Source organism: Paracoccus aerodenitrificans, from assembly GCF_027913215.1.
In the GTDB taxonomy this organism is placed as follows: Bacteria; Pseudomonadota; Alphaproteobacteria; order Rhodobacterales; family Rhodobacteraceae; genus Paracoccus; species Paracoccus aerodenitrificans.
In genome coordinates this window covers 1,764,704-1,789,845 of the sequence record NZ_CP115784.1, presented here as the reverse complement: position 1 = coordinate 1,789,845, position 25,142 = coordinate 1,764,704, and the positions used below count along the sequence as shown (strand labels likewise).

Genomic DNA, 25,142 nt, shown 5'->3' with positions numbered 1-25,142 from the left:
AAAGTCGGCGGAAAGGACGAAAAAATGGCATTGATGCGCGCTGTGCAGAGCGTAGTTCCGGGCGGAACCGACACCCTTGAACTTCGTGAAATCGAGGTACCCGTACCCGGAGCGGGCGAGATATTGTTGAATGTTCAGGCGGTAGGTGTGAATTATCCCGATCTGCTGATCATTGAGGACAAATATCAATATCGGCCTGAGCGCCCCTTTTCGCCCGGTGCAGAAGTGTCCGGCATTGTGGCAGCACTTGGGGACGGCGTCGAAGAGCCAGTGATCGGTACGCGCGTCATTGCGATGTCAGGCTGGGGCGGGATGTCTGAAAAGATCATACTGCCTGCCGAAAAGTGTTTTGCCATTCCAGATGAGATGCCAATGGATGAGGCAGCAGCTTTCCTCATGACTTACGGTACGTCATGGCATGCACTACGTGACCGTGCACAATTAAAGGCCGGTGAGACGCTGCTTGTTCTTGGAGCTGCCGGTGGTGTCGGACTTGCGGCGGTCGAACTTGGTGCGGCGATCGGTGCAAAGGTGATTGCGGCTGCCTCATCCGAAGAAAAGCTCGCTGCTGCGCGGGAGGCTGGAGCGGCGGAAACGCTTCTCTATCCGGCGGGTGTACTCGACAAAAATACACAGCGTGCTTTCTCGAGGAAAATTCGCGAACTGGCGGGCAACCCCGGAGCAAATGTCATCTATGATCCGGTCGGAGGCAGCTATGCCGAGCCAGCGTTGCGAGCAATTGCGCGTGGTGGGCGGTATCTGATCATCGGCTTTCCTGCAGGAATTCCGTCGTTGCCTTTTAATTTGCCACTTTTGAAGGAGTGCGATGTCCGAGGGGTCTTCTGGGGGTCACATATTGAACACGACCCGGAGGGCCACGCACGTGCCGTCAGCGAATTGTTGGCTCTTTACCGAGAGGGTCGAATTCGCCCTCGAATCCACTCGCGGTTACCGCTTGAACAGGGTGCGGAGGCAATCGACATGCTGTCAACTCGCGGGGTTATGGGTAAGGTTGTCGTGACGATATGATCCGCAGATCTCCTGTTTTTTGCCTCTATGGAATTGTCTGACGTAGCATCCGCGATCCGGGAATAGTGTGCACTTTGATAGCTTCCCGTTGAACAGCGATGTCAGCTTATTACGCGCTCTCTTCGCAAGGCGCGTATACGGTCCTCCGAGTATCCGATACTTGCGAGCAAGGTATCTGTGTCCAGCACGTTATTGAACATTTCAGGTTGCACGGTAGGACTGACAGAGTAGCGTGGCGCAGGCGATGGCTGGAGGGTACTTTTGATTGTCTGGAAGGTCTTACGAGAGGCGTTGTGTGGATGTTGGGCCGCCTCTTCCAAAGACAGAACCGGAGCATAGCAGGCGTCTGAGCCAATGAAAATCTTGTCCCATTCGTCGCGCGTACGAGTGAGAAATATCCGTTCCAGGCCCTGCCGCATCACGTCCCAATTTCCAGCGTCCATTTGACGCGTATATACGGGATCTTCTTTCAGCCCGAGCAGTTCCAGCAGGCGGGCATAGAATTGTGGTTCGATGGCACCTATTGAAATGTATTTTCCGTCTTTCGTTTCGTAGGTATCATAGAAATGCGCACCGCCATCCAGCAAATTGACACCCCTTTCGTCCTGCCAGATGCCAACTTGGCGGAAACAGTGTATCATCGCGGTCAATAAGGCCGAGCCGTCTGTCATCGCAACGTCAATGACCTGACCCTGCCCGGTTGCCTTGGCGTGGTGCAGTGCGGCCAGCATCCCGAATGCCATAAACATTCCGCCACCGCCGAAATCCCCGAATAGGTTCAGAGGGACAACCGGCTTTCCGCCTTTGCGACCAACGCCATGCAACGCACCTGAAATAGCGATATAGTTCAGGTCATGTCCGGCCATTTCCGACATCGTCCCGGTCTGTCCCCAGCCTGTCATGCGACCGATGACCAGTTTCGGATTTTTGTCCAATAAGATTTCAGGACCTATACCTAGGCGCTCTATCACTCCGGGACGGAACCCTTCAATCAGCCCATCGGCATTTTTCACCAGGTCCAGCATTATTTCCCGTGACGCTGGCTTCTTGAGATCCATTTCTATCGTTTTGCGAGATCGCAGCAATATGTCCTTATCAGGAGGCACTTCAGGACCTGCTTTGCCAGAGCCAATGCGTTCGACCCGTATGACCTCGGCGCCATGATCGGCCAGCATCATTGCGGCGAAAGGGCCGGGGCCAATTCCAGAAAGTTCGATAATGCGGATGCCAGAAAGGGGAGGGCGTGACATGTAGAGCCTCTGAATTGTTTTGGACAAGTATTGGCAATGATCTTGCCTTTCACGAGGCAAGTAGCTCAAGGGCCTTTGCCCTGTCTTTCCGGGGGGAACCGTGAATGTATTCGAAACCCCATAAGGTCACGGAAGTAAAGATTACAAAGCCCGGCTATCGTTGTCCGACGGTCAACAGGATCGTGGATCAGGCTACCCGCCAATGCCAACCTTGGCACGTCGATGCTGCCGGGGGCGGTCACAGCATCAGAGCCATTCGATAGCGGTATCGAGTGTTGTACCGCCATGATCCGGAAAAAATAGCGAAAGCTTATCTGCCGCCGGACTGTTCGACTTTTGGCAATGTTGGATATGTCAACAAAGAAAGTTTTCTCTTCCTTACCGACCGCGTTTCCCACCCGATCTTCTCGGACGGTGTAAAGTGTATCTGCAGGAAACCAAAACCTGCTAATTACGCATCCGGATGTGGCAGATGTGCACTGTTCAGCATACCATGTGAAGAGATGGGTGAGGGGATAAAGTCCGTGGTGCAGTTGGAAGCCGACGTTGGAGAGATGTCTGAACAGGCGCAAGATTTGAACAACTATTGCCGCGAGCGGCTATCCAAGGTCGGAGCTCCGAAGAACGTTGATTTTTGCGACGAGTTTCCCGGCGCACCAAGTGGTAAGTTGATTAGGCGCAAGTTGAGAGACGAGTACTGATCTGTGAAAACTGCGGCCTGAAATCAAAGAAGGAAGATAGGAATGAAAATCGATGGACAAGCGGCAATCGTTACGGGAGGATCTTCGGGTCTTGGCGGTGCTACAGTGGACCTATTGGCCAAGGCCGGCGCGAAGGTCGCTATTTTCGATCTGAATGCTGAACTCGGCGAGGCGAAGGCCAAAGAGGTCGGCGGCAAGTTCATCAAGGCTGATGTTACAGACGAAAGCGAGATAGAGGCTGCAATCGGTGAGGCCGAACGGCTCCATGGTAAGGCGCGAATTCTGGTGAACTGTGCCGGCATTGGTCCGCCCAAGAAAGTCATCGATCGGGAGGGAAACGCAATTGCATTGCAGGACTTTAGCTCGATCGTGAACGTGAACTTATTTGGTTCGTTTAATGTGCTTTCTAAATTCGCCGCTGCTCTGCACACTGCCGATCCTCTGGGCGAGGAGCGTGGTGTCATCATCAACACCGCGTCGGTTGCAGCCTTTGATGGTCAGATCGGCCAAGCAGCCTATGCAGCTTCCAAGGGCGGGATCGTTGGCATGACCCTTCCGATAGCACGCGAGTTCGCTCGCTACGGTATTCGTGTCATGACAATCGCGCCGGGGCTTTTTCTGACGCCTCTGATGGCCAGCCTGCCGCAAGAGGCGCAGGATAGTCTTGGCCGTCAGGTTCCCTTTCCGCCGCGCTTGGGCGATCCATCGGAATTTGCCCAGATGGTTGGTTCTATTGTCGAGAATGTAATGTTGAATGGTGAGACGATTCGCCTGGACGGGGCGATCCGGATGGCTCCAAAATGAGCTTCTCCTTCGGTAATATAATAGCGGCATGAGCACCCGCGCCTTGTCGACTGCCGGAAAAGTGAAGCCTTTGTGCGTAATGCCGTCGCACCCTATTAACGAGACCTGCGCCGTGCCTGTCACGGACCTGCCGATGAGCTCACCGCCGAGTTGAAGGACGCTGCCAGAGAGGCTGGTGAAACGATACCTGGCAAACATGGAGGCATGCAAATGAACGAAATTCTTTACGAAGAAGCAGAGGGCGTGGCACGGATCACGCTGAACCGTCCCGAGTCAGGGAATGCCTTCAACCAGCCGATGGCCGACGCGCTGCTCGAAGTCGCGCTAAAGGTTGGGCATGATCCAGATATCCGTGTTGTGACATTGACCGGCGCTGGGCGAATGTTCTGCGTTGGTGGCGATGTTGGTGATTTCGCAAAAAACTCCGATAAGATAGGCGTTTTCCTAGCCCATCTTGCGGGCACGCTGCATCAGTCGCTGGCTCAGTTCTCGATGATGAAGAAGCCTCTCATCACGCTGGTCAATGGTCCGGCAGCAGGTGCGGGGATGAGCGTCGCCATAGGAGGAGATTTCGTCCTTGCCGCTCCGGAAGCGAGCTTCACCGCTGCCTATTGCGCTATTGGCCTGACCCCGGACGGTGGCATGACATGGACGCTACCACGCTTGATCGGGTTGCGGCAGGCACAGGACATCATACTTTCGAATCGCCGCGTCGGTGCCGAGGAAGCGGTCGGTCTCGGCATGGCAACTCGGATGGTTTCCGGAGATCTGGCAGCCGCAGGTGCGGAATTGGCGGCGACCCTGAAGGATCGGGCGATTCAGACTATGGGTCAGGCACGCTGGCTGCTCAATACCGGAATGACCGAAAGCTACGTGGCTCAGATGGACCGTGAACTACAAAGTATCGTCGCAGCCGGAGAAAGTGCCGAAGGTCGCGAGGGTGTCTCGGCCTTCTTGGCACGCCGCGAACCCGATTTCAAAGGGGCGAACTAAAATGGCTGAAGCTTATATAGTGGAAACGGTCCGCGTAGCCGGCGGTCGCCGGGAGGGTGCGTTAAAGGATTGGCATCCAGCGGAGTTGGGCGGCGAGGTAATCAATGCACTGGTGGACCGCTCAGGCATCGACCCCGCTGCAATAGACGACGTTATTGTCGGCTGCGTGACGCAGGCAGGTGAACAGGCTTTTGCATTTGGTCGCAACTGTGTGCTGTCCTCGAATCTGCCGCAATCCGTACCAGCCGTAACTATCGATCGCCAGTGCGGCTCATCCCAACAATCAGTGCAATTCGCAGCACAGGCCGTCATGTCGGGCACTCAGGATGTGATCATTGCCATGGGTGTCGAAAGCATGACACGTGTGCCGATGTTTTCCAACCTTACCTATCACATGAAAAACGGCGTTGGGATCGGTCCGTTCTCGGATAGAATTGCAGAAAGGTTCGGCACCAGGGATTTCAGCCAGTTCAAGGGGGCGGAAATGATTGCTCGCAAGTATGGCTTCACTCGGGATGATCTCGACAGATTCGCGTTGGAAAGCCACAAACGTGCACTTACCGCTACCGAGGCAGGAGAGTTTGACAAGGAAATTTGCCCTCTTGTGATCGAAGGCGGGATGCATACGCGCGACGAAGGAATTCGCGCGGATGCTTCGTTGGAGCGTATAGGCAGTGTGAAACTGTTGGAGGAGGGCGGGATGATTTCTGCCGCTAACGCGTCGCAGATCTGTGACGGCGCTGCGGGTGTCCTCGTCGTCTCTGAAGCGGCACTGAAAAAATACGGCCTGAAGCCCAGTGCCCGGATTGTGAACCTGACTGTCACCGCGGGTGATCCTGTCATCATGCTCGAAGAACCTATCCCAGCCACTATCCGCGCATTGGAAAAAACAGGGATGAAAATTGATGATATCGACCTTTACGAAGTCAATGAGGCCTTCGCCTCCATACCGCTTGCGTGGCTGAAAGAGCTGAAAGCCGACCCCGCCAAGCTGAATGTGAACGGTGGTGCGATTGCTCTGGGCCATCCGCTCGGTGCTTCTGGCACTAAATTGATGACAACTCTCATTCATGCTCTACATGCACGCGGCAAGAAATACGGGCTTCAGACCATGTGCGAAGGCGGGGGGATTGCTAACGTCACTATATTGGAAGCCATCTCATGACAATCTGGACGAAATTCACAGAGACGCTCGGGATGAGTATCTGATTATTCAGGGTGCCATGATGGAGATTGGGATAGATGATATGGCAGCAGTGTCTAACGCCTGTGGGTTAGCCAAGCGCTCATAGTCGCCAAGAGTGGGGAATACCAATTGGCGCTGAGCGTAGCCCAAAAATCAGAAAAATTCACTGATCTTTCACACGCAGAACAAAATCATGATCATGTGCCTGTCCAACAAAATGCGGTGCGCGCTTTTCACGAAATACAGCAATACCCTCTGCCGCGTCTGAGTGCGAAAGGCATGCTGCAATGCCCCAGCTTTCCAGTTCATGTGCTTTTGCAGGATGCGCGGCACCCTGCATCTGCCACAGCAATTTTCGGTTCAGGGCCAGCGCGGCAGGGGCGCAGTTCGTGACAATATCCGAGGCAATTGCGTGGGCTCGAGAAAGAAGGGAGCTAGCCGGAAGCACTTCTGAAACCAAGCCACGTGACAGTGCCTCTTCTGCGCCGAATACCCTGCCTGTCAACATCCAATCCTGTGCCGTCTGCATGCCTACAAGGCGCGGCAAAAACCAGCTTGAACAGCTCTCAGCACAGATTGCCCGACGGGCAAATGGAAATGCGAATTTTGCGTTTTCAGAGGCTAGTCTGATATCCATTGCCAGCGTAAAGCTTGCGCCAAAGCCGATAGCGGGTCCATTAATCGCCGCTATAATGGGTTTGGACATTTCATACAGGCGTAAAACCGTTACGCCGCCCACATCCGGGGGGATGTCGTCGCCGGTGCTCAGGTCGCCCCCTTGGGGCAGATTGAACCCTTCCGAAATATCGGTGCCAGCGCAAAAGGCTCGACCTTCGCCCGTCACTATAACGACACGGACATCATCATCTGTGTCTGCGGCTGAAAGTGCCGCTTGGATTTCTTCATGGGTTTCTATACGCGCAGCATTTAGCCTTTCAGGACGATGGAGGGTCAGCGTCGCGATCCCCGCCGCGATATCGTAACGTATATCACTAAAGTCCATAATGGGGCTTTCGAATTTCGGTTTGTCAAATAATCCTACTAACATAGTTATAAAGCTGCGAGGACACTGTAAAGTTATTGCGACGCGTTGAACCTTAGGCTCCAGACCCATTGATTTCGGGCTGTTTGCGTGATTCAGGCTCTGCAAGGAGACCTGATTTATGAGCAACCTTTTCTGGCTGACTGACGCGCAGATGGAGCGTCTGAAACCCTATTTCCCGAAATCCCACGGCAAGCCACGCGTTGACGACCGGCGTGTGCTGAGCGGCATAATATTCATCAATCGTAATGGCTTGCGATGGTGCGACGCGCCGACGGACTACGGCCCCGCCAAGACGCTCTACAACCGCTGGAAGCGCTGGAGCGAGAACGGGACCTTCGCCCGGATCATGGTGGGCCTCGCCGCCGAGAGCGCCGAACACAATACGATCATGATCGACGCGACCTATCTGAAAGCGCACCGCACGGCCTCGAGCCTGCGGATCAAAAAAAGGGGCGCGGGCGCCAGATCGGGCGAACGAAAGGCGGCATGAACACGAAACTGCACGCCGTCACCGACGCGAAGGGCCGCCCGATAGGGTTCTTCATGTCCGCCGGACAAGTCAGCGATTACACCGGGGCAGCGGCACTTCTGAACAGCCTGCCGGAGGCGGATTGGCTGCTGGCCGATCGGGGCTATGATGCCGACTGGTTCAGAGATGCCTTGAAAAACAAGGGGATAAAGGTTTGCATCCCGGGTCGGAAGTCGCGCAAGAAACCCGTCAAATACGACAAGCGGCGCTACAAACGCCGCAACCGCATCGAAATCATGTTCGGCCGACTCAAGGATTGGAGGCGCGTCGCCACCCGATACGACCGTTGCCCCGAGACCTTCTTCTCTGCAATCCTGCTCGCCGCGACCGTCATCTTCTGGTTATGATCAAGAACGAGTCCTGAGCCTAACTGCGGAATCAAAGAAGCTTGTTCAGATTTGCGCAGCCGCGGGATACAAAAGATTCAGGGGCGCAGCGACCAGCATTGAGACCACAATGCCTTGCCGCAGAATGCTACCCTATTTGCTATCCAGATGACAGTAAGCGCTGTAATACTAGGCTCCAGACCCATTGATTTCGGGCTGTTTGCGTGATTCAGGCTCTGCAAGGAGACCTGATTTATGAGCAACCTTTTCTGGCTGACTGACGCGCAGATGGAGCGTCTGAAACCCTATTTCCCGAAATCCCACGGCAAGCCACGCGTTGACGACCGGCGTGTGCTGAGCGGCATAATATTCATCAATCGTAATGGCTTGCGATGGTGCGACGCGCCGACGGACTACGGCCCCGCCAAGACGCTCTACAACCGCTGGAAGCGCTGGAGCGAGAACGGGACCTTCGCCCGGATCATGGTGGGCCTCGCCGCCGAGAGCGCCGAACACAATACGATCATGATCGACGCGACCTATCTGAAAGCGCACCGCACGGCCTCGAGCCTGCGGGTCAAAAAAGGGGGCGCGGGCGCCAGATCGGGCGAACGAAAGGCGGCATGAACACGAAACTGCACGCCGTCACCGACGCGAAGGGCCGCCCGATAGGGTTCTTCATGTCCGCCGGACAAGTCAGTGATTACACCGGGGCAGCGGCACTTCTGAACAGCCTGCCGGAGGCGGATTGGCTGCTGGCCGATCGGGGCTATGATGCCGACTGGTTCAGAGATGCCTTGAAAAACAAGGGGATAAAGGTTTGCATCCCGGGTCGGAAGTCGCGCAAGAAACCCGTCAAATACGACAAGCGGCGCTACAAACGCCGCAACCGCATCGAAATCATGTTCGGCCGACTCAAGGATTGGAGGCGCGTCGCCACCCGATACGACCGTTGCCCCGAGACCTTCTTCTCTGCAATCCTGCTCGCCGCGACCGTCATCTTCTGGTTATGATCGAGAACGAGTCCTGACCCTAACGACTGGGATTTCATTCTTTGGAAGCAGAATTCCGCCCTCTCCGCGTTCAAGCCACTTGTCCGCCATCGGTGGCCCGAAGTTCGTCTTGGCCTGAACAAGCTTGACGAACCGTTTCCGCATTGCCGGGTCGATATCCTTTTTTGTCGCTTCCGCGTCAGACATGACGCAGAGGTTCATCTGACCGCCTCGAATGTTATCAACGAGAACTGATGACCCACGGCTTGCCTGCTGTTTGTGGAACGGCATGCAAAACTGACCCCTATCTTGGGGTGATCGGCGTCCAAAAGTGACCCCCCTGATAATTCTGATCAGAAGCTTCCTCAAAAGCATGAGGGAGCAGTCAGGGGATGTTGGTTGTGGAAACGATCGCGAAGATCAGGCGCGCGCATTTCGTCGAAGGCAAGTCGATCAAGCAGATCTGCCGTGAGTTGCGGCTGTCTCGGAACACGGTGCGTAAAGTCATCAGATCGGGCGCGACCGAATTCACCTATGACCGCACGACGCAACCGCGTCCGAAGATCGATCCCTGGCGGTCTGCACTGGACGACATGCTGGCCGAGAATGCGCGGCGGCCGAAGCGCGAACGCCTGACGCTGATCCGGGTCTACGAGGAGCTGCGCAACCGTGGCTATGACGGCAGCTATGATGCTATCCGGCGCTATGCGGCCAGTTGGTCGAAGGTAACACAGGAGGCATCGGCTTCAGCCTATGTCCCGCTGATCTTCGATCCTGGTGAGGCCTACCAATTCGACTGGAGCCATGAGATCGTGATCCTCGATGGCGTGACCACGACGGTCAAGGTCGCCCATGTCCGGCTGTGCCACAGCCGGATGCCGTTCGTTGGGGCGTATCCGCGCGAGACGCAGGAGATGGTGTTCGACGCGCATGACAGGGCCTTCGCGTTCTTCGGCGGAGCCTGTGCCCGGGGCATCTATGACAACATGAAGACGGCGGTGGACACGATCTTTGTCGGCAAGGATCGCGCCTACAATCGCCGGTTCCAGCAGATGTGCGGGCACTATCTGGTCGAGCCGGCTGCCTGCACGCCCGCCTCAGGCTGGGAGAAAGGTCAGGTCGAGAACCAGGTGGGCGTGCTCCGGCGGCGGTTCTTCGTGCCGCGGCCGAAGTTCAAATCCTATGCTGAACTGAACGCTTGGCTCGAGGACCGATGCATTGCCTATGCCAAGGCGAACAAACACCCCGACATTCCGGACAGGACGATCTGGGAGGTGTTCGAGGAGGAGCGTCCGAGCCTGGTGCCTTATATCGGCCCGTTCGACGGCTTCCATGCAGTGCCGGCCTCCGTCTCCAAGACCTGTCTCGTGCGCTTCGACAAGAACCGCTACTCGGTCGACGCCCGTGCGGTCGGGCGGCCCGTCGAGATCCGCGCCTATGCCGACAGGCTGGAATTTTGGCAGGATGGTCAGGTCGTGGCTCGCCATGATCGGGCCTTCGGTCGTGGCAAGGCGATCTACGACCCGCTCCATTACATCCCGGTTCTGGCGCGTAAACCTGGTGCCCTGCGCAACGGGGCGCCGTTCAAGGAGTGGGACCTGCCTCCAGCCCTGTGCCGGTTGCAGCGCAGGCTAGAACGCCAGCCCGGCGGTGACCGTCAGGTGGTCGAGATCCTCGGGGCTGTGCTCACCGATGGCCTGGACGCCGTCGAAGCCGCCTGTGCGGAGGCCCTGTCTCACAACGTTCATTCCGCCGGCGTCGTGCTGAACATCCTGGCGCGTCACCGCGAACCGCCGCCACCCCTGACGATCACGACGCCGGATGCGCTGAAGCTGGGCCGCAAACCCGCCGCCAATTGCGACCGCTATGACAGCCTGAGGAGGAACAAATGGAACGATCACAGGTGCTGGACGCCATGGGCCAGCTGAAGCTCTACGGCATGAGGACGGCCTACGACGAGATCATCACTACAGCGGTCAAGCGACAGCACGAGCCACAGCAGATCATCGGCGATTTGCTGACCGCCGAGATCAGTGAGAAGCAGGTGCGCTCGATCAAATACCAGATGACCATCGCCAAACTGCCGCTGGCCAAGGAAGTCGACGAGTTCGACTTCGCGGCCGCCGAGGTCAACGAGACCCTGATCCGCGATTTGGCCACCGGAGACTTCCTCGATCATCAGCGCAACCTCGTGCTGATCGGCGGAACCGGGACTGGGAAGACCCATCTCGCGGTCAGCATCGCGCGCGCCTGTATCCGAAACGGCCGCCGGGGCCGCTTCTTCAACGTCGTCGACCTAGTGAACAAGCTCGACGCCGAAGCCCGGGCCGAACGACAGGGCCGGACCGCGGAACTGATCTCCCGCCTCGACTTCCTGATCCTAGACGAACTTGGCTATCTCCCGTTCGCCCAGACCGGCGGCCAGCTCCTATTCCATCTGATCAGCAAGCTTTACGAGCGGACCTCGATCATCGTCACCACCAATCTCGCCTTCGGCGAATGGCCCAGCGTCTTCGGCGACGCCAAGATGACCACCGCGCTCCTCGACCGGCTCACCCATCATTGCGAGATCGTCGAAACCGGCAACGAAAGCTGGCGCTTCAAGAACCGGGCGTAGGGCAAGCGGAACCCCCGCTGGCCCGTCGCCGCGGCGTTACATGAAGACTATGCAGCGACGGGCCAGCTCAGCTCCAGAGGGGTCAATTTTGGACGCCGATAAGGGGTCACGATTGGATGCCGATTGACATCATGACGCCGGGCGGGTCCGGTTCCATTATAATCCGATTGAGATGCTTCCGGGATGCGTCTATATAATCGGGTTGCCTGCCAATGCGTTTATCGTGTTTACGCTGACCCGCCAAAGCACGAGCGTTTTTCAGTTGAAGTCGCGTTGACGAAGCCTTTGGGTTTCCTTCGGAAGATTTATTCTTCTGGGATGGTTTCTCCATATCATAACCTACTATCCATAACTCACCCCACGAGGGGGATACGCTATGGATATCCGGCGAAGAGGAGAAAAACCCTAACGGCTTCTTATCCCCTTTCGAAACCACTGGAAGAAAACCCGGAAAAACGGAGTTTTCTTATTCGGCGGCGACAAGCACTTTGCTGTCGTCGAATGTGTTCAATGCTTCTTTTATTGATTGGGCAATATGCCAAGCGAAAACCGGCGGAACTGCGTTTCCTATCATTCGCTCGGTTTCTCGGAGCCTTGCTTTGAATGAAAAGCTGTCGGGAAATGACTGGAAACGCGCGGCTTCTCGCATGGAGATACGCCGGGGCAGACTATAATGGAACGAGTTGTTGCCATGACATTCGGCCCGGATAGTGGGCGAGGGACGATCCGGGTTCAGCATACGACCACCCTGATCGCCGGAGCGCTTTGCCAGAGACCATATATGACTGTACTCATCATCCTGCGGCGCAGTCTCTAAATCCCGGATGGCCTCACGGGACGTAATCCAGCTTCCCTTCGGCGTCACTTCTTTCGGCGCATTAAAGGACGAAACTCCATCCAGAACGCCGACAATCAATACCCGTTCACGGCTTTGAGGAACGCCATAATCGGCCGTCAGATAAAGCTTATAGCTGACTTCGTACCCCAGAGAGGTGAAGTCTTTAATAACGGTCTCAAGGCTTTCTCTGTTATACGCGTAAAGTAGGCCGCGCACATTTTCAGCGACAAACATTTTCGGTCGCATCCGCCGAACGGCCTCAACCATCGCACGGTAAAGGCCCGAACGCTCACCAGAGATACCACGGCGCTTTCCGTTTATGGATATGTCTTGGCATGGGAATCCACCTATTAAAAGATCACATTGATCAGGCATATGATCTATGTGATCCCAAACGCTACCCCGATGGATTTTATGCTTGAGGTTGTACTCATATGTATCGCAAGCAAAGGGGTTGAGGTCGTTGGCCCATACGATTTCAAACGGATTCCGCTTGAAGCGTTTGCCCAGATAATCGAACCCCCCCAAGAGCCCGAGATCCATACCGCCGCACCCGGAAAACATTGATACGACAGAATATTTATTCACGCTCTGCTCCTGCTTCATCGGGCAACTTCGCGGTTGCCGTATTTTGCTGACAAAGCTATCTGATCCCGCCCTGCTCGTCAAAAAATAAGTGTTCAGATGGCGTCCAGTCGGTTGCGATCTCGTCGGCCATACGCAGCCAAGACAGGATGCGATCCTCTGGGGCTGGAACAACCCCCCAATATTCTTTGAACAGGGCATTCTCAAGATAATGAGCGGCGGCCCTGATTTCATCCTGGATGTCTTGCAGGGCACGAAGCAAGTAGTTGCCCCCGCGTTCTGGGCCCGCGACGCTTCCGGCAGAAAACAGATCTCTGGCTTGCGGGCAGAGTACGCCTCGATAGGTCATCATATACAGGACAGCATCGTTATACTTCCTGCGTGAACGCGAGTGGGCACATATCATCGGTGACATAAGAACGGCCTCGGCGCGTAACTTCCGTTTCTCGTCTTGTGGAAGGTCCATGTAGATTTTCACGCTCAGCGGCAGCGAGTGCTGATCGTCATCTTCTTTGTCTTCAAGCCACCACAGCCGTTCCCCCGGACCGAGGCGTCCGCGAGCGTATTGGCGTATGTAGGGCATTTTCTCGTGCATTGTCAGGACACGGAAATCCTCGTAGGTGGTTCCGAGTTGTTCGAATAACGGACGGTCGGTCCCGATCTCGATCTCAAACCTCGGGACGTGACTGGTGCGAACATGCATGATTGATCGCCCATAGTCGGCCCAGCGTACTTCCGGGATACCTCCGATCTTACCGTAAATCACATAGATGTGGTTCACATCCGCGATCGCGTTACCCTCTGAAACCGAGTTTGCGATACAGCGCCAGGAATCGCTTTCGGTACATTTCACCTCAACGCCGAACTGTCCGACAGCAATGTCCGGGAAGCCTTGGATACGAGGATCCATAGCTGCGGCATGTCCTCGCTCTCGCAATACGCCTTGAATGGTCACCCTGACAAAATCTTCAAAAACTGATGGTCTGTGATGGTCGGAGGAAAGTTGAATATCTTTCGTCAGAAGATTGGTAACTTCCGTCAGAACCTGTTCAAACTCTTTTTGATCCATGTGCCCTCACGATCTGAGCTTCAGATCGCGATACCCGGTCAAGGATCAAGAGTCATCCCGATGTCTGTTTATTTTGATCAACGAACAGATGGCAGAAGCTTGATGGCTTCGAGAAGCGTTATTTCCTTTCCGGCCCCACCATATATGTTTCCTTGAATATGTTCATGGTCATGGCCGAACAACTCGGCGCGAACATGTAGAGGGATGTCAGCGTTGATTAGGCTCAGGACTCGTTCTTGATCATAACCAGAAGATGACGGTCGCGGCGAGCAGGATTGCAGAGAAGAAGGTCTCGGGGCAACGGTCGTATCGGGTGGCGACGCGCCTCCAATCCTTGAGTCGGCCGAACATGATTTCGATGCGGTTGCGGCGTTTGTATCGCCGCTTGTCGTATTTGACGGGTTTCTTGCGCGACTTCCGACCCGGGATGCAAACCTTTATCCCCTTGTTTTTCAAGGCATCTCTGAACCAGTCGGCATCATAGCCCCGATCGGCCAGCAGCCAATCCGCCTCCGGCAGGCTGTTCAGAAGTGCCGCTGCCCCGGTGTAATCACTGACTTGTCCGGCGGACATGAAGAACCCTATCGGGCGGCCCTTCGCGTCGGTGACGGCGTGCAGTTTCGTGTTCATGCCGCCTTTCGTTCGCCCGATCTGGCGCCCGCGCCCCCTTTTTTGATCCGCAGGCTCGAGGCCGTGCGGTGCGCTTTCAGATAGGTCGCGTCGATCATGATCGTATTGTGTTCGGCGCTCTCGGCGGCGAGGCCCACCATGATCCGGGCGAAGGTCCCGTTCTCGCTCCAGCGCTTCCAGCGGTTGTAGAGCGTCTTGGCGGGGCCGTAGTCCGTCGGCGCGTCGCACCATCGCAAGCCATTACGATTGATGAATATTATGCCGCTCAGGACACGCCGGTCGTCAACGCGTGGCTTGCCGTGGGATTTCGGGAAATAGGGTTTCAGACGCTCCATCTGCGCGTCAGTCAGCCAGAAAAGGTTGCTCATAAATCAGGTCTCCTTGCAGAGCCTGAATCACGCAAACAGCCCGAAATCAATGGGTCTGGAGCCTAGGGTCTGAACGGCACTGTGGCGGAATGAGTGGAATGTCTTCCTGTCGTCGCTCCTATCACTGCTTTCCTGACCTTCTGCCAACCGTATTCAAAGAAGTTCCCGTAGGTCTTTCCTTTCTTGCGAATGTCGAACAGCAGGCCTGGTCCACGGCTGGCGACATAATCAAGGAAACCAAGTTTGATGAGATCGGGATGGACCGGCACGAATCTTTCTGACTGTCCGTTCTTGAGCGTCCTGTGACTGTTTGACCGGATGAAGATGACGGGAACGCCGTTCTGTTGGGTGATGTCATCAGTTTCAAGGCCAGCCAGTTCCTCGCGCCTTGCACCCGTGTAAACGGCAAGATGTGCGTTCCAGAACAGGGCATTGCGTTCGGACGAAAGGTTCAAGCCCGGCTGTGCGAACAGCTTGCGGATTTCTTCAAGCGTGAACGGCAAACGCTTTTCTTTCGCGGGCGTGTTGTCGCGGACACGAAGGATTGAGACCTCAAGCGGAGGTAGAGTGATTTTTGTGCTGGCGTGGCGGATAAGTTTTTTTCAGCGCTTCAAGCTGTTTGTTAACAGTCTTCGCGCTCAAACCCGTTTCCACACCCTCGCGCTCTGCTTGCTCAATGATAACGAAGATCGGTGTAGCACGCCCTTTGGCCCCGCGCCGATAGTTTGGTGGGATTCGTGTCAGCGTTTTACAGAAGGCATCCAGCTTGTCTTGTGTGATTTCCTCTACATCATTGATACGGCAAATCTCGCAGAACAGGGCGATACTTGTTCTGAAGCCCTTTGCTGTCGCTTCATTTACACGGTTCCGACGAAGGTCGGATGCGATGATTGTTTCGACAAGATCAGGGATGGGCGTCCTGTCCGGCGGGGATTCAGTTGCTTCCTTGGGATGGTCTTTGGATGCACACTCGTCGCTTTTACGCAAAATAGTCATCGCGGGTTCCGATGTGATCTCTGCTGCGTTCTGACGGCGTGTTTCTTGAGGGGGCGAAGCGTAGTAATGATTGTTGATAACCAACGGCCTCGGTTTGGGCGCCCGCTTTTGGGGCAGTGGATGGGGTTCATCGTTCAGAATAGCCATGTATTCCGCGATATCTTCTGGATCCCAGCCCCGTAAATCCTCTTCTGTCGGTTTGTCATGCCGTCCGCGAATCCAGGTTCTAATCTGAGCTTCGGGCCAGCCACGCTCTCGCATCGAACGAGCAGATTCGAACGGGAATGGGAAAAAGAACATCTGTTCCTCACGCAATGTCAAACGGGCCGAAGCGACCATCGTCGCCCGTTCTATAATGCGTTTTCCAGCGGTGCGGTCCAGCCCACGATGAGCGATGTCGAAGAACACCGAGTAAGAAGCCGAGGTTGCGACGGCACCAATCTCCCTTGCAACCCTTGGGTCCGTGGTCCGCAACGGCACCTGAATCGTGACGCCTCGAATGACCCGTCGCCACGAGAAACGACCGTCGCGTTTGATGATGGGTTGGGTAGCCCCTCCTGACGGCACTTGTGCCAGATTGATCCGGACAGGATCAGGAGGAATTGGCTATGAAGGAAGTCTCGATCATCGGCGTTGACCTGGCGAAGCAGGTCTTTCAACTGCACGGAGCGACAGCGGAAGGCGAAGTCGTGTTTCGCAAGAAGCTGTCGCGCAAACAGTTTCTTGCGTTCATGCAGAGGCACCCCGGATGTCTCGTTGCCATGGAAGCCTGCGCGACAGCTCATTATTGGGCGCGGACGTTGGCGCCGATCGGGCACGAGGTGCGCCTGATCGCCCCGAAGTTCGTCAAGCCGTATTTGAAGAACCAGAAGAACGACATGGCGGATGCCGAGGCCATCGCGGAGGCGGCCAGTCGACCGACCATGCGTTTCGTCGAGGTGAAGACACCGGAGCAGCAGGGTCTCGGCATGATCTTTCGGCTGCGTAATCTTCTGGTCGGGCAACGGACGCAGACAATCAACGCCTTGCGCGGACATCTCGCCGAGTTCGGGCTCATCGCCGGCAAGGGGCGCGAGAACATCGACAAACTGCGGGCCGCTCTGGAACCGGGCCACGATGGGACGAAAGACCTCCCTCCGGCCGTTCATCATATGGCACAGCTCTGCTTCGACCAGATTGATGACCTGTCCCGACGGATCGCCGAACTTGACGCACAGATCGCGGCGGCGAGCAAGCGGTCGCCTTTCTCTGCCCGGCTGCAGAAGATGCCCGGGGTTGGCCCGGTTACGGCGATGGCATTGGCCGCTTTCGCCCCGCCTATGGAGACGTTCCGTCAGGGGCGTGATTTTTCGGCCTGGCTTGGCCTCGTTCCACGACAACATTCCAGCGGTGGCAAGCAACGGCTCGGTCGCACGAGCAAATCCGGGCAGCGGGATATCCGAAGATTGTTGATCATCGGTGCCATGGCAGTGATCTCCGGTGCCAAGATCAAGCCGCCTGCGGAAAACTCCTGGCTGGGGCGTATGCTGGCCCGCAAGCCCCGGATGCTTGCGGCCATCGCGTTGGCGAACAAGATGGCTCGCATGTTGTGGGCCATGATAACGAAGGATGAAGAGTTTCGAGGGGGACCGCTGATGGCAAACTGATGAAGTCAGCAGCACCGCCTCGAAAATGCGGGAGAAGCTGAAGCTTGTATGAAACCGATCGACCAGATCGGGGTTGGGGAAATCAGGGTCACATGGAGAGCTCCGAGCTCGTTTTGATGTTTTGACCACAGCCCGCGGATCCCATACCGGCCAAGAGGCAGCGCGCCTCGCGAAAAGGCCTGACACATGGACGCATTCGATCGTATCATGCCAGCCGAGGCGACAGCCCGCTAAAACCGGGGCTACCCACACATGATGTGACCTGACACTATATCTTGTGCCCCTGTGTTCAGGGCATTGTGGACATTCTGTCAGGGTGAGAGTCTTTGATGAAAAAATGTTGTTTTTCATCAGTATAGTGGCGGAGGAGGTGGGATTCGAACCCACGGTGGACTTTCACCCACGTCGGTTTTCAAGACCGGTGCATTAAACCACTCTGCCACTCCTCCGATCGCGCTCTGCTAACGTCAGTGTGCGGAAACTGCAAGCCCGGCTTGCCGCCTTGCACGCGCTTCGTTACGACAGGCCGAACCGACAGGAGGCGACAATGACCGATCGTATCAACTCTTTCAGCCAGGGCCCGGACGGGCAGGGGCGTTTCGGGATTTTCGGCGGGCGGTTTGTCTCGGAGACGCTGATGCCACTGATTCTGGATCTGGAGGCGGAATATGACCGCGCTCGCAACGATCCCGCCTTCAAGGCCGAGATGGGCGATCTGTGGGAACATTATGTCGGTCGCCCCAGTCCGCTTTATTACGCGCCACGGCTGACGGAAGAGCTGGGTGGGGCGAAGATTTACCTCAAGCGCGAGGAACTCAACCACACTGGCAGCCACAAGATCAACAACGTGCTGGGACAGATCCTGCTGGCGCGGCGCATGGGCAAGACCCGGATCATTGCCGAGACCGGGGCCGGGCAGCACGGGGTGGCGACGGCGACGGTCTGTGCGCGGTTCGGGCTGAAATGCGTGGTCTATATGGGCGCGACCGATGTCGAGCGGCAGGCTCCGAATGTGTTTCGGATGCGGCTTCTGGGGGCTGAGGTCGTGGCGGTCACCTCGGGCAAAGGGACGCTGAAGGATGCGATGAACGATGCGCTGCGCGACTGGGTAACCAATGTGCGGGATACGTTTTACTGCATCGGCACGGTTGCGGGGCCTCATCCCTATCCGCGCATGGTGCGTGATTTTCAGGCGGTGATCGGGCGGGAAACGCGCGAGCAGATCATGCGGGCCGAGGGGCGGCTGCCGGATACGGTGATCGCCTGTATCGGCGGCGGCTCGAATGCGATGGGGTTGTTTCACCCGTTCCTCGACGATCCCGAGGTCGGCATTATCGGGGTCGAGGCTGGCGGTCACGGCGTCGATGAGCGGATGGAGCATTGCGCCTCTCTGACCGGAGGGCGGGCAGGGGTGCTGCATGGCAACCGCACCTATCTGTTGCAGGATGAGAACGGCCAGATCCTCGACGGGCATTCGATCAGCGCCGGGCTGGATTATCCCGGTATCGGGCCGGAACATGCCTGGCTACACGAACAGGGCCGTGCCGAATATGTCTATGTCACCGATCAGGAGGCGCTTGAGGCGTTCCAGCTTCTTTGCCGGACCGAGGGGATCATTCCCGCGCTGGAACCCAGCCATGCCCTCGCGCATGTCAGCAAGATCGCGCCGGACCTGCCGAAAGATCATCTGATGGTGGTGAATCTGTCAGGACGCGGGGACAAGGATATTTTCACCGTCGCCAAACATTTGGGCGTTGAGATCGACGCGGGCGGCTAACGGGTCAGGTAAAGAACGTTCATCTGCGATTCCAGCGCCGGGTCGGGAAAGATCAGCCGTGCCCGATTGGGCGTGACGGCTTCGACAAGCGCGATATCGGACCAGATCTGACCCGGATTCGGGCTGCTCAACGGGTCGGTGGGAAGATCGGCATAGGCGGGAACCTCGCTGCCCTGAACGAAGCCCGTGCCCAGATAGATCAGCCGCCCCGAGTCGCGGTGAATCGCGCCGCGCGTCCGCTGCGAGCCGGTTGATTTTTCGAAAATATTGCCCTCGATACGGCAATCGAAAGGAGCATAGACGACCAGAGCGGACAGCTCTCCCGCCTTGATCGTCTGGCATTTCCAGTCACCCTGCAAAGCCTCGATTGCGTCATCTGCGGGCATCGCGGCACCGCTGAGAGAATCTACCAGATCGGCGATGTCGCCGGACTGTCCCTGTGCGAAGGCCACCCGCAGGGCCCCGGTGAAATGCGTGCTGAACATGGCAAGCTTGTCGGCATCGTCGGGCCGGACGGGGGTGCCGTCTTCCAAAACGGTGCTTTCCTGCGCCGAAAGGGGCAGGGAAAGACAGGCTGTAAATGCGGCGATAATCGCAGTTTTGCGCATGGTTTCCTCTGCAATTTGACGACGGTTATCCGGCCTCTGTGGCATGTGTGCGCAGAAGTTCCAGAGGGATGATGTCAACCGACCGCGCATGTGTCGCCTCCAGCACGACTTTCGGCGCGGCGAATTCCTGCGCGGCCTGCAGGAACCTTGCGGCGCAGAGACACCAGCGATCTCCAGGTTTCAGGCCGGGGAAATGATATTCCGGGCGTGGTGTGGTCAGATCGTTGCCGAGATATTTCGACAGGGCAAGAAACTCTGCCGTGACGATGACGCAGACTGTGTGCCGGCCCGCATCCTCGGGACCGGTATTGCAGCAGCCATCGCGATAGAATCCGGTCATCGGATCGGTCGAGCAAGGCACAAGTGCGGTGCCGAGAACATTGCGTGAAGCCTCCATCACCCTCTCCCTGATGACATGCCGCATGATAGATGGATCATAGGTTGGCGGGGTGTGAAAGTCAGCGGGGATACGGAAATTCTGTGGCAGGTTCCCTTGAATGTGACCTGTGAAGTGCAGCTACAGAGGGACTGCATCGCGGAAATCCGGTCTGCGGCGCACCAACATTATCGCAGCATGGGCGACCAGTCGATCCAGCGTCCGTGGAAATCTGCCCGTCCCAGATCCCAGACCCGGTCTGCTCCGTCCCATATACGCAAGGTAAGGGCCGCGCCATTCCGCCGGTCATCTGCCTCCATCGACAGATGCGCAAGCGGAGCGTCCCGCGTCGCAAGGCCACCTGCCTCTTCAAGTCGATGGTTGACGCGTTGCTGCGTATCTGCCGGGAAATACTGGAATGCCACGGTGTGATAGATAAATGTCAGAACACCTTGCTGCGACAGGATTTCCTTCTCAATCCATGCCGCGGCATCGCCCTGTTCCAGCTCGGGCGGATGGTTGCCTGCATGGGCCAGAGCGGCATCCAGCCGGGCCAGCCGTTGCGGCTGATCGGCCCAGATATAGGCACGCAAGCGGGTCGGCTGGTTGCGATCGGGCGGTGCCAGATCCACCCCGCGCCGTGAGACGCTGTGCAGATCCTGCGTCCCGGGATGCGGTCCGCGCCAAGTGCAATCCGTGACCAGAACATCATCGCGGCCAATGATTTCTGCCCCTGTATCAGTCCCGTAATCGCAAAAATTCAGGTTAAGCCCGGCACTGGCTCCGAGTTCCTTCACCGCAAGCTTCATCGGGGCCGCCAGTTGATCAAGCGCAAATTTTGCCCCGGCGATCAGGGTGGCCGCGCGGCCAACCTCATTGGTCTGGGGAGCCCGGTCCAGCCAGTCGAGAATGCGTTCCTCATGCCCGGCGATACTGTCCAGAAGCAGCCCGGCCGACACGTCCCGGTCAGCATAGGCAGCGGCAAGCTGCGGCGCCTTGTGATCCAGCACCAGCCCGTGCAGCGCCCCCGCCAGCCGCAGCGGCACCGATGCCCCGCGCGAGGTCACATCGCCCTGCCAGCCCAGGATGCGGCGGGCGACCTCTCCCTGATCGGACTGTAATTCCCTGCCCAGAAGATCAAGGATATGCCCGGTCAGATCAGAACCGAGAGTGCGGCAGGACCGGGCCTGATCGGCAAAAGCGGCGCGGACCGGGTTCATCTGAAGCGCCGCGCCAGAGATTGCAGCTTGTCCGTCAGGCTCTGCGGCGCGGTCTCAGCCGGTTTTTCCTTGGGTTTCGGCACAAGGCGGGGTTGGGCGGCCTGCCGCGTATCGGATGACGGCCCGGTCCCGCCACCGCGCCCCGGATTGACCCTCAGCGCTACCTTATTCTGGAAGCCGGGCGCATCGCCCGTGGCCAGAGCCTCGGCTCCGTCGGAAATGCCGCGCAGAAGATCGTCCAGCCAGTCCTGATCGGATTTCGCGAAATCCGACAGGACATAGGGCGCAACGCGGTCCTTATGGCCGGGATGCCCGATGCCGAGCCGCACCCGGTGATAGGCCTCTCCGATATGCTGATGGATCGAGCGCAAACCGTTGTGACCGGCATGGCCTCCGCCGGTTTTGGTGCGGCATTTACCCGGCGCGAGGTCCAACTCGTCATGGAACACGATCACATCGTCCGGGGTCAGCTTCAGATAGCGCATCGCCTCGCCCACAGACTGCCCGGAAAGATTCATGAACGTGCCGGGTTTCAGCAGGGTCACACGCGAAGATCCAAGCCGTCCTTCCGAGACCTGCCCCTGAAACCGCGCCCGCCACGGCGAAAACCCGTGATCCGCTGCGATCCGGTCAAGCGCCATGAAACCGATATTATGCCGGTTTCCTTCATATTTCGCGCCCGGATTGCCCAGTCCGACGATCAGTTTCATGCCAGCCTCATCCTGCGTTTCATGTCAAATGCGTTGCATCCCTTGCGGATGAGATCGGGCGTTACTAAGACTCTGTCAACCTTTGGTGGTTAGAACTCCGCTCTGGTCCGGTCTCTGGTGCCGGAAAAAATCTCAGGGCATCGCAAGCGGGCAGGAAACTTGATGAACGATCCGGCAGAATTCTACATGAACACGCTTGTTCCCATGGTGGTCGAACAGACCTCTCGCGGGGAACGGGCATACGATATTTTCTCACGGCTGCTGAAGGAACGGATCATTTTCGTCTCCGGCCCCGTCCATGACGGGATGTCGACGCTGATCTGCGCACAGCTTCTGTTTCTTGAGGCGGAAAATCCGTCCAAGGAAATTTCAATGTATATCAATAGCCCGGGCGGGGTCGTGACCTCTGGCCTGTCGATCTATGACACGATGCAATATATCCGCCCGCGTGTGTCGACGCTGGTGATCGGTCAGGCATCCTCGATGGGGTCGCTGCTGCTGTGTGCCGGTGAAAAGGGTCAGCGTTATTCGTTGCCGAACAGCCGGGTCATGGTGCATCAGCCCTCGGGCGGGTATCAGGGGCAGGCGACCGATATCCTGATCCACGCGCAGGAAACCCAGAAGCTGAAGCAGCGGCTGAACGAAATTTACGTTCATCATACCGGGCAATCGCTTGAAGCGGTCGAAGAAGCGCTTGAGCGTGATCGTTTCATGTCGCCGGAAGAGGCGAAGGACTGGGGTCTGATCGACGAAGTACTCAGCCCGCGCGGCAAGGCTGATCCTGACGCTAAGTAAACTTGTCGCCGCCGCATCCCGCCGGGGATGCGGTTTGGGGATTGAGACATGGGGCAGGGACCCCTAACATGGGCGGAACGCTGCATGGGCCGTCCAAAGGGTCGGCCCGAAAGATCAAGGACGTAGTATGGCGACAGAGACCGACAGCAAGAACACGCTCTATTGCAGCTTCTGCGGCAAGAGCCAGCATGAGGTTCGCAAGCTGATCGCGGGACCGACCGTGTTCATCTGCGACGAATGCGTCGAGCTGTGCATGGATATCATTCGTGAGGAAACGAAATCCACCGGGCTCAAATCCGGAGAGGGTGTGCCCTCGCCGCAGGAAATCTGTCAGGTGCTGGATGATTACGTGATCGGGCAGGAACGCGCCAAGCGCGTCCTGTCGGTTGCGGTGCATAACCATTACAAGCGGCTCAATCACGGTTCGAAATCGGATATTGAACTGGCGAAATCCAATATCCTGCTGATTGGACCGACCGGCTGCGGCAAGACATTGCTGGCCCAGACCCTTGCGCGGATTCTGGATGTACCGTTCACGATGGCCGATGCGACGACGCTGACCGAGGCGGGTTATGTCGGTGAGGATGTTGAAAACATCATCCTCAAGCTGTTGCAGGCGTCGGAATATAACGTCGAACGGGCACAGCGCGGCATCGTCTATATCGATGAGGTCGACAAGATCACCCGCAAATCCGATAATCCCTCGATCACCCGCGATGTCTCGGGTGAGGGTGTTCAGCAGGCTTTGCTGAAGATCATGGAAGGCACGGTTGCCAGTGTACCGCCTCAGGGGGGGCGCAAGCATCCGCAGCAAGAATTCCTGCAAGTGGATACGACGAATATCCTGTTCGTCTGCGGCGGTGCCTTCGCCGGGCTGGACCGGATCATTTCGCAGCGCAGCAAGGGCACGGCGATGGGCTTCGGTGCAGAGGTCAAGGAAAACGACGATCGCGGCGTGGGTGAGGTGTTCAAGGATCTCGAACCCGAGGATCTGCTGAAATTCGGCCTGATCCCGGAATTTGTCGGCCGCCTGCCGGTGATTGCGACGCTGACCGATCTGGACGAAGACGCGCTGATTACAATTCTGACCAAGCCGAAAAACGCTCTGGTCAAGCAGTATCAGCGCCTGTTCGAACTGGATGATGTCAAGCTGAGCTTTACCGAGGATGCGCTGACCGCCATCGCCCGCCGCGCCATCAAGCGGAAGACCGGTGCGCGTGGCCTGCGCTCGATCATGGAGGATATCCTGCTGGATACCATGTTCGATCTGCCGGGCATGGAAAGCGTCGAGGAAGTCGTGGTGAATGAAGAGGCGGTCGATAATAATTCGGCGAAACCTCTGATCATTCACGCGGATGCCAAGGCGGAAGCGGCGAAAACCGCTGGCTGATTGTACGCCGGTCGGCAGATTGCTGGAGGCGGGCCATGATATCGGCTCGCCGTCAGCCGGTTTGCATGGGAAGCTCCGGTGATGATTTCCAGTCGATGCAGGTTTGTCGGGGGATCGTCATGTACCGTGATGCGTGGCCGCTTTTGTTAAGGAATTACCGGCGGAAATGAAGATAGCGGCTCTGCTTGCAGGTATCGGGCTGGCAGGTCCGGTCCATGCCGATGCGTTCGAAAATTTCGGAACCGGTATGAAATACGGCCTGCCTCTGGCGGCAGCGATCTGTGCCGAACGGCAGGACCGGCTGGAGGATCTTGCCGTGCGCGGTGCGCTTCAGGCGGCACTGGTTCTGGCCATGAAACATTACATAGATGGACCTGTTTCCGTGCGGCCAGGTGGCGGGGGTGAGGGCTTCCCTTCGGGCCACAGCTCAGCCGCGTTTTTCGGCGCATCCGATCTGGCAGGGAAATGTTTCGACGATCAGCCGGAAGCAGGTGCTGCCGCTTATGGCGCGGCGGCTTTGACCGGGTGGAGCAGGGTTCATGCGGGCGAACATACGCCGCAGCAGGTCTGGGCGGGAACATTGATTGGCCTCAGCCTCGGCGCGGCGGATTTCGGCATCGGCACGGAGGGTGCCGCGTTCAGTTTCGGGCTGAAATTCTGAC

General features: G+C 57.3%; 24 protein-coding genes, 1 tRNA gene and 1 pseudogene. 14 read left to right on the top strand and 12 right to left on the bottom strand.

Annotation, left to right across the window (positions count from 1 at the left end; translation table 11 throughout):
* Positions 1-24: 24 nt before the first annotated feature.
* Positions 25-1,029 carry an NADPH:quinone oxidoreductase family protein gene (locus tag PAE61_RS10175; protein WP_353620352.1) on the top strand — a complete coding sequence of 335 codons (1,005 nt, stop codon included), beginning with the start codon at positions 25-27 and terminating at the stop codon, positions 1,027-1,029.
* 101 nt (positions 1,030-1,130) lie between these two features.
* On the opposite strand, the gene PAE61_RS10170 is transcribed toward PAE61_RS10175, so the two are convergent.
* Positions 1,131-2,279, bottom strand: coding sequence for a CaiB/BaiF CoA transferase family protein (locus PAE61_RS10170; protein WP_271112281.1), 1,149 nt, complete (start codon positions 2,277-2,279; stop codon positions 1,131-1,133).
* A 275-nt stretch (positions 2,280-2,554) separates the two neighbouring features.
* Here PAE61_RS10170 and PAE61_RS10165 point away from each other — a divergent pair, with 275 nt between their 5' ends.
* The 4 genes from PAE61_RS10165 to PAE61_RS10150 all read left to right on the top strand — a co-directional run bounded on the left by PAE61_RS10165 (position 2,555) and on the right by PAE61_RS10150 (position 5,942).
* Positions 2,555-2,980, top strand: coding sequence for an AMP-binding enzyme (locus tag PAE61_RS10165; protein ID WP_271112280.1), 426 nt, complete (start codon positions 2,555-2,557; stop codon positions 2,978-2,980).
* Positions 2,981-3,022: 42 nt separating this feature from the next.
* Positions 3,023-3,784, top strand: a complete 762-nt coding sequence (locus PAE61_RS10160) for an SDR family NAD(P)-dependent oxidoreductase (protein ID WP_271112279.1) — start codon at positions 3,023-3,025, stop codon at positions 3,782-3,784.
* Positions 3,785-3,934: 150 nt separating this feature from the next.
* On the top strand, positions 3,935-4,777 hold the full coding sequence (locus PAE61_RS10155) for an enoyl-CoA hydratase/isomerase family protein (RefSeq protein ID WP_271112278.1): 843 nt from the start codon (positions 3,935-3,937) through the stop codon (positions 4,775-4,777).
* Between the two features lies 1 nt (position 4,778).
* The gene (locus tag PAE61_RS10150) at positions 4,779-5,942 is read left to right on the top strand and encodes an acetyl-CoA C-acetyltransferase (protein ID WP_271112277.1); all 1,164 of its coding nucleotides are present in this window, start codon (positions 4,779-4,781) and stop codon (positions 5,940-5,942) included.
* A gap of 184 nt (positions 5,943-6,126) precedes the next feature.
* On the opposite strand, the gene PAE61_RS10145 is transcribed toward PAE61_RS10150, so the two are convergent.
* Complete coding sequence (locus PAE61_RS10145) at positions 6,127-6,966, bottom strand: enoyl-CoA hydratase-related protein (protein WP_271112276.1); 840 nt, start codon at positions 6,964-6,966, stop codon at positions 6,127-6,129.
* A 160-nt stretch (positions 6,967-7,126) separates the two neighbouring features.
* Between PAE61_RS10145 and PAE61_RS10140 the strand changes: the two genes are divergently transcribed.
* From PAE61_RS10140 to istB, 4 genes and pseudogenes are all read left to right on the top strand, one after another.
* Positions 7,127-7,884 (top strand): IS5 family transposase gene (locus tag PAE61_RS10140; protein WP_271112275.1). Its coding sequence is split into 2 segments (ribosomal slippage): positions 7,127-7,457 and positions 7,457-7,884, totalling 759 coding nucleotides; the frame shifts between segments, so codons are not numbered across the junction.
* A gap of 234 nt (positions 7,885-8,118) precedes the next feature.
* Positions 8,119-8,876 (top strand): IS5 family transposase gene (locus tag PAE61_RS10135; protein WP_271112274.1). Its coding sequence is split into 2 segments (ribosomal slippage): positions 8,119-8,455 and positions 8,455-8,876, totalling 759 coding nucleotides; the frame shifts between segments, so codons are not numbered across the junction.
* A gap of 371 nt (positions 8,877-9,247) precedes the next feature.
* Positions 9,248-10,738 (top strand): annotated as a pseudogene (gene istA, locus PAE61_RS10130) (IS21 family transposase); the annotation flags it as partial.
* 5 nt (positions 10,739-10,743) lie between these two features.
* The gene (gene istB, locus PAE61_RS10125; protein WP_271112273.1) at positions 10,744-11,472 is read left to right on the top strand and encodes an IS21-like element helper ATPase IstB; all 729 of its coding nucleotides are present in this window, start codon (positions 10,744-10,746) and stop codon (positions 11,470-11,472) included.
* Between the two features lie 466 nt (positions 11,473-11,938).
* Here istB and PAE61_RS10120 read toward each other — a convergent pair whose 3' ends face one another.
* The 5 genes from PAE61_RS10120 to PAE61_RS10100 form a co-directional block, all read right to left on the bottom strand.
* Positions 11,939-12,916: a DNA cytosine methyltransferase gene (locus tag PAE61_RS10120; protein WP_271112272.1), complete on the bottom strand. Its 978-nt coding sequence runs from the start codon at positions 12,914-12,916 to the stop codon at positions 11,939-11,941.
* 37 nt (positions 12,917-12,953) lie between these two features.
* A complete protein-coding gene (locus PAE61_RS10115) occupies positions 12,954-13,964 on the bottom strand; it encodes a hypothetical protein (RefSeq protein ID WP_271112271.1) in 1,011 nt (336 codons plus the stop codon).
* Between the two features lie 240 nt (positions 13,965-14,204).
* A protein-coding gene (locus tag PAE61_RS10110) for an IS5 family transposase (RefSeq protein WP_271112270.1) occupies positions 14,205-14,962 on the bottom strand; the annotation gives its coding sequence in 2 pieces (ribosomal slippage) (positions 14,205-14,626 and positions 14,626-14,962; 759 coding nt in all).
* 62 nt (positions 14,963-15,024) lie between these two features.
* Entirely contained in the window at positions 15,025-15,465 is a 441-nt protein-coding gene (locus PAE61_RS10105; RefSeq protein ID WP_271112269.1) for a site-specific integrase, read from the bottom strand.
* 49 nt (positions 15,466-15,514) lie between these two features.
* Positions 15,515-16,366, bottom strand: coding sequence for a hypothetical protein (locus PAE61_RS10100; protein WP_271112268.1), 852 nt, complete (start codon positions 16,364-16,366; stop codon positions 15,515-15,517).
* Positions 16,367-16,566: 200 nt separating this feature from the next.
* Here PAE61_RS10100 and PAE61_RS10095 point away from each other — a divergent pair, with 200 nt between their 5' ends.
* A complete protein-coding gene (locus PAE61_RS10095) occupies positions 16,567-17,604 on the top strand; it encodes an IS110 family RNA-guided transposase (RefSeq protein WP_036743765.1) in 1,038 nt (345 codons plus the stop codon).
* Between the two features lie 359 nt (positions 17,605-17,963).
* On the opposite strand, the gene PAE61_RS10090 is transcribed toward PAE61_RS10095, so the two are convergent.
* Positions 17,964-18,053: transfer RNA gene (locus PAE61_RS10090), tRNA-Ser, on the bottom strand.
* Positions 18,054-18,151: 98 nt separating this feature from the next.
* Between PAE61_RS10090 and trpB the strand changes: the two genes are divergently transcribed.
* Entirely contained in the window at positions 18,152-19,381 is a 1,230-nt protein-coding gene (gene trpB / locus PAE61_RS10085) for a tryptophan synthase subunit beta (protein WP_271112267.1), read from the top strand.
* On the opposite strand, the gene PAE61_RS10080 is transcribed toward trpB, so the two are convergent.
* The 4 genes from PAE61_RS10080 to pth all read right to left on the bottom strand — a co-directional run bounded on the left by PAE61_RS10080 (position 19,378) and on the right by pth (position 22,295).
* Positions 19,378-19,989, bottom strand: coding sequence for a DUF4893 domain-containing protein (locus tag PAE61_RS10080; RefSeq protein ID WP_271112266.1), 612 nt, complete (start codon positions 19,987-19,989; stop codon positions 19,378-19,380). The two genes, trpB and PAE61_RS10080, sit on opposite strands and share 4 nt — an antisense overlap.
* 25 nt (positions 19,990-20,014) lie before the next feature.
* Positions 20,015-20,386 carry a DUF2237 family protein gene (locus tag PAE61_RS10075; protein ID WP_271112265.1) on the bottom strand — a complete coding sequence of 124 codons (372 nt, stop codon included), beginning with the start codon at positions 20,384-20,386 and terminating at the stop codon, positions 20,015-20,017.
* Positions 20,387-20,553: 167 nt separating this feature from the next.
* The gene (locus tag PAE61_RS10070) at positions 20,554-21,585 is read right to left on the bottom strand and encodes a DUF2332 domain-containing protein (RefSeq protein ID WP_271112264.1); all 1,032 of its coding nucleotides are present in this window, start codon (positions 21,583-21,585) and stop codon (positions 20,554-20,556) included.
* Positions 21,582-22,295: an aminoacyl-tRNA hydrolase gene (pth, locus tag PAE61_RS10065; RefSeq protein ID WP_271112263.1), complete on the bottom strand. Its 714-nt coding sequence runs from the start codon at positions 22,293-22,295 to the stop codon at positions 21,582-21,584. Before pth ends, PAE61_RS10070 begins: the two co-directional genes overlap by 4 nt.
* 162 nt (positions 22,296-22,457) lie before the next feature.
* On the opposite strand from pth, the gene PAE61_RS10060 reads away from it, so the two are divergent.
* The 3 genes from PAE61_RS10060 to PAE61_RS10050 all read left to right on the top strand — a co-directional run bounded on the left by PAE61_RS10060 (position 22,458) and on the right by PAE61_RS10050 (position 25,141).
* Positions 22,458-23,090 (top strand): ATP-dependent Clp protease proteolytic subunit, encoded by a 633-nt coding sequence (locus PAE61_RS10060; RefSeq protein WP_271112262.1) that lies wholly within the window; start codon positions 22,458-22,460, stop codon positions 23,088-23,090.
* Between the two features lie 127 nt (positions 23,091-23,217).
* Positions 23,218-24,480 (top strand): ATP-dependent Clp protease ATP-binding subunit ClpX, encoded by a 1,263-nt coding sequence (gene clpX, locus PAE61_RS10055; protein ID WP_271112261.1) that lies wholly within the window; start codon positions 23,218-23,220, stop codon positions 24,478-24,480.
* 166 nt (positions 24,481-24,646) lie between these two features.
* On the top strand, positions 24,647-25,141 hold the full coding sequence (locus PAE61_RS10050; RefSeq protein WP_271112260.1) for a phosphatase PAP2 family protein: 495 nt from the start codon (positions 24,647-24,649) through the stop codon (positions 25,139-25,141).
* Position 25,142 lies beyond the last annotated feature (1 nt).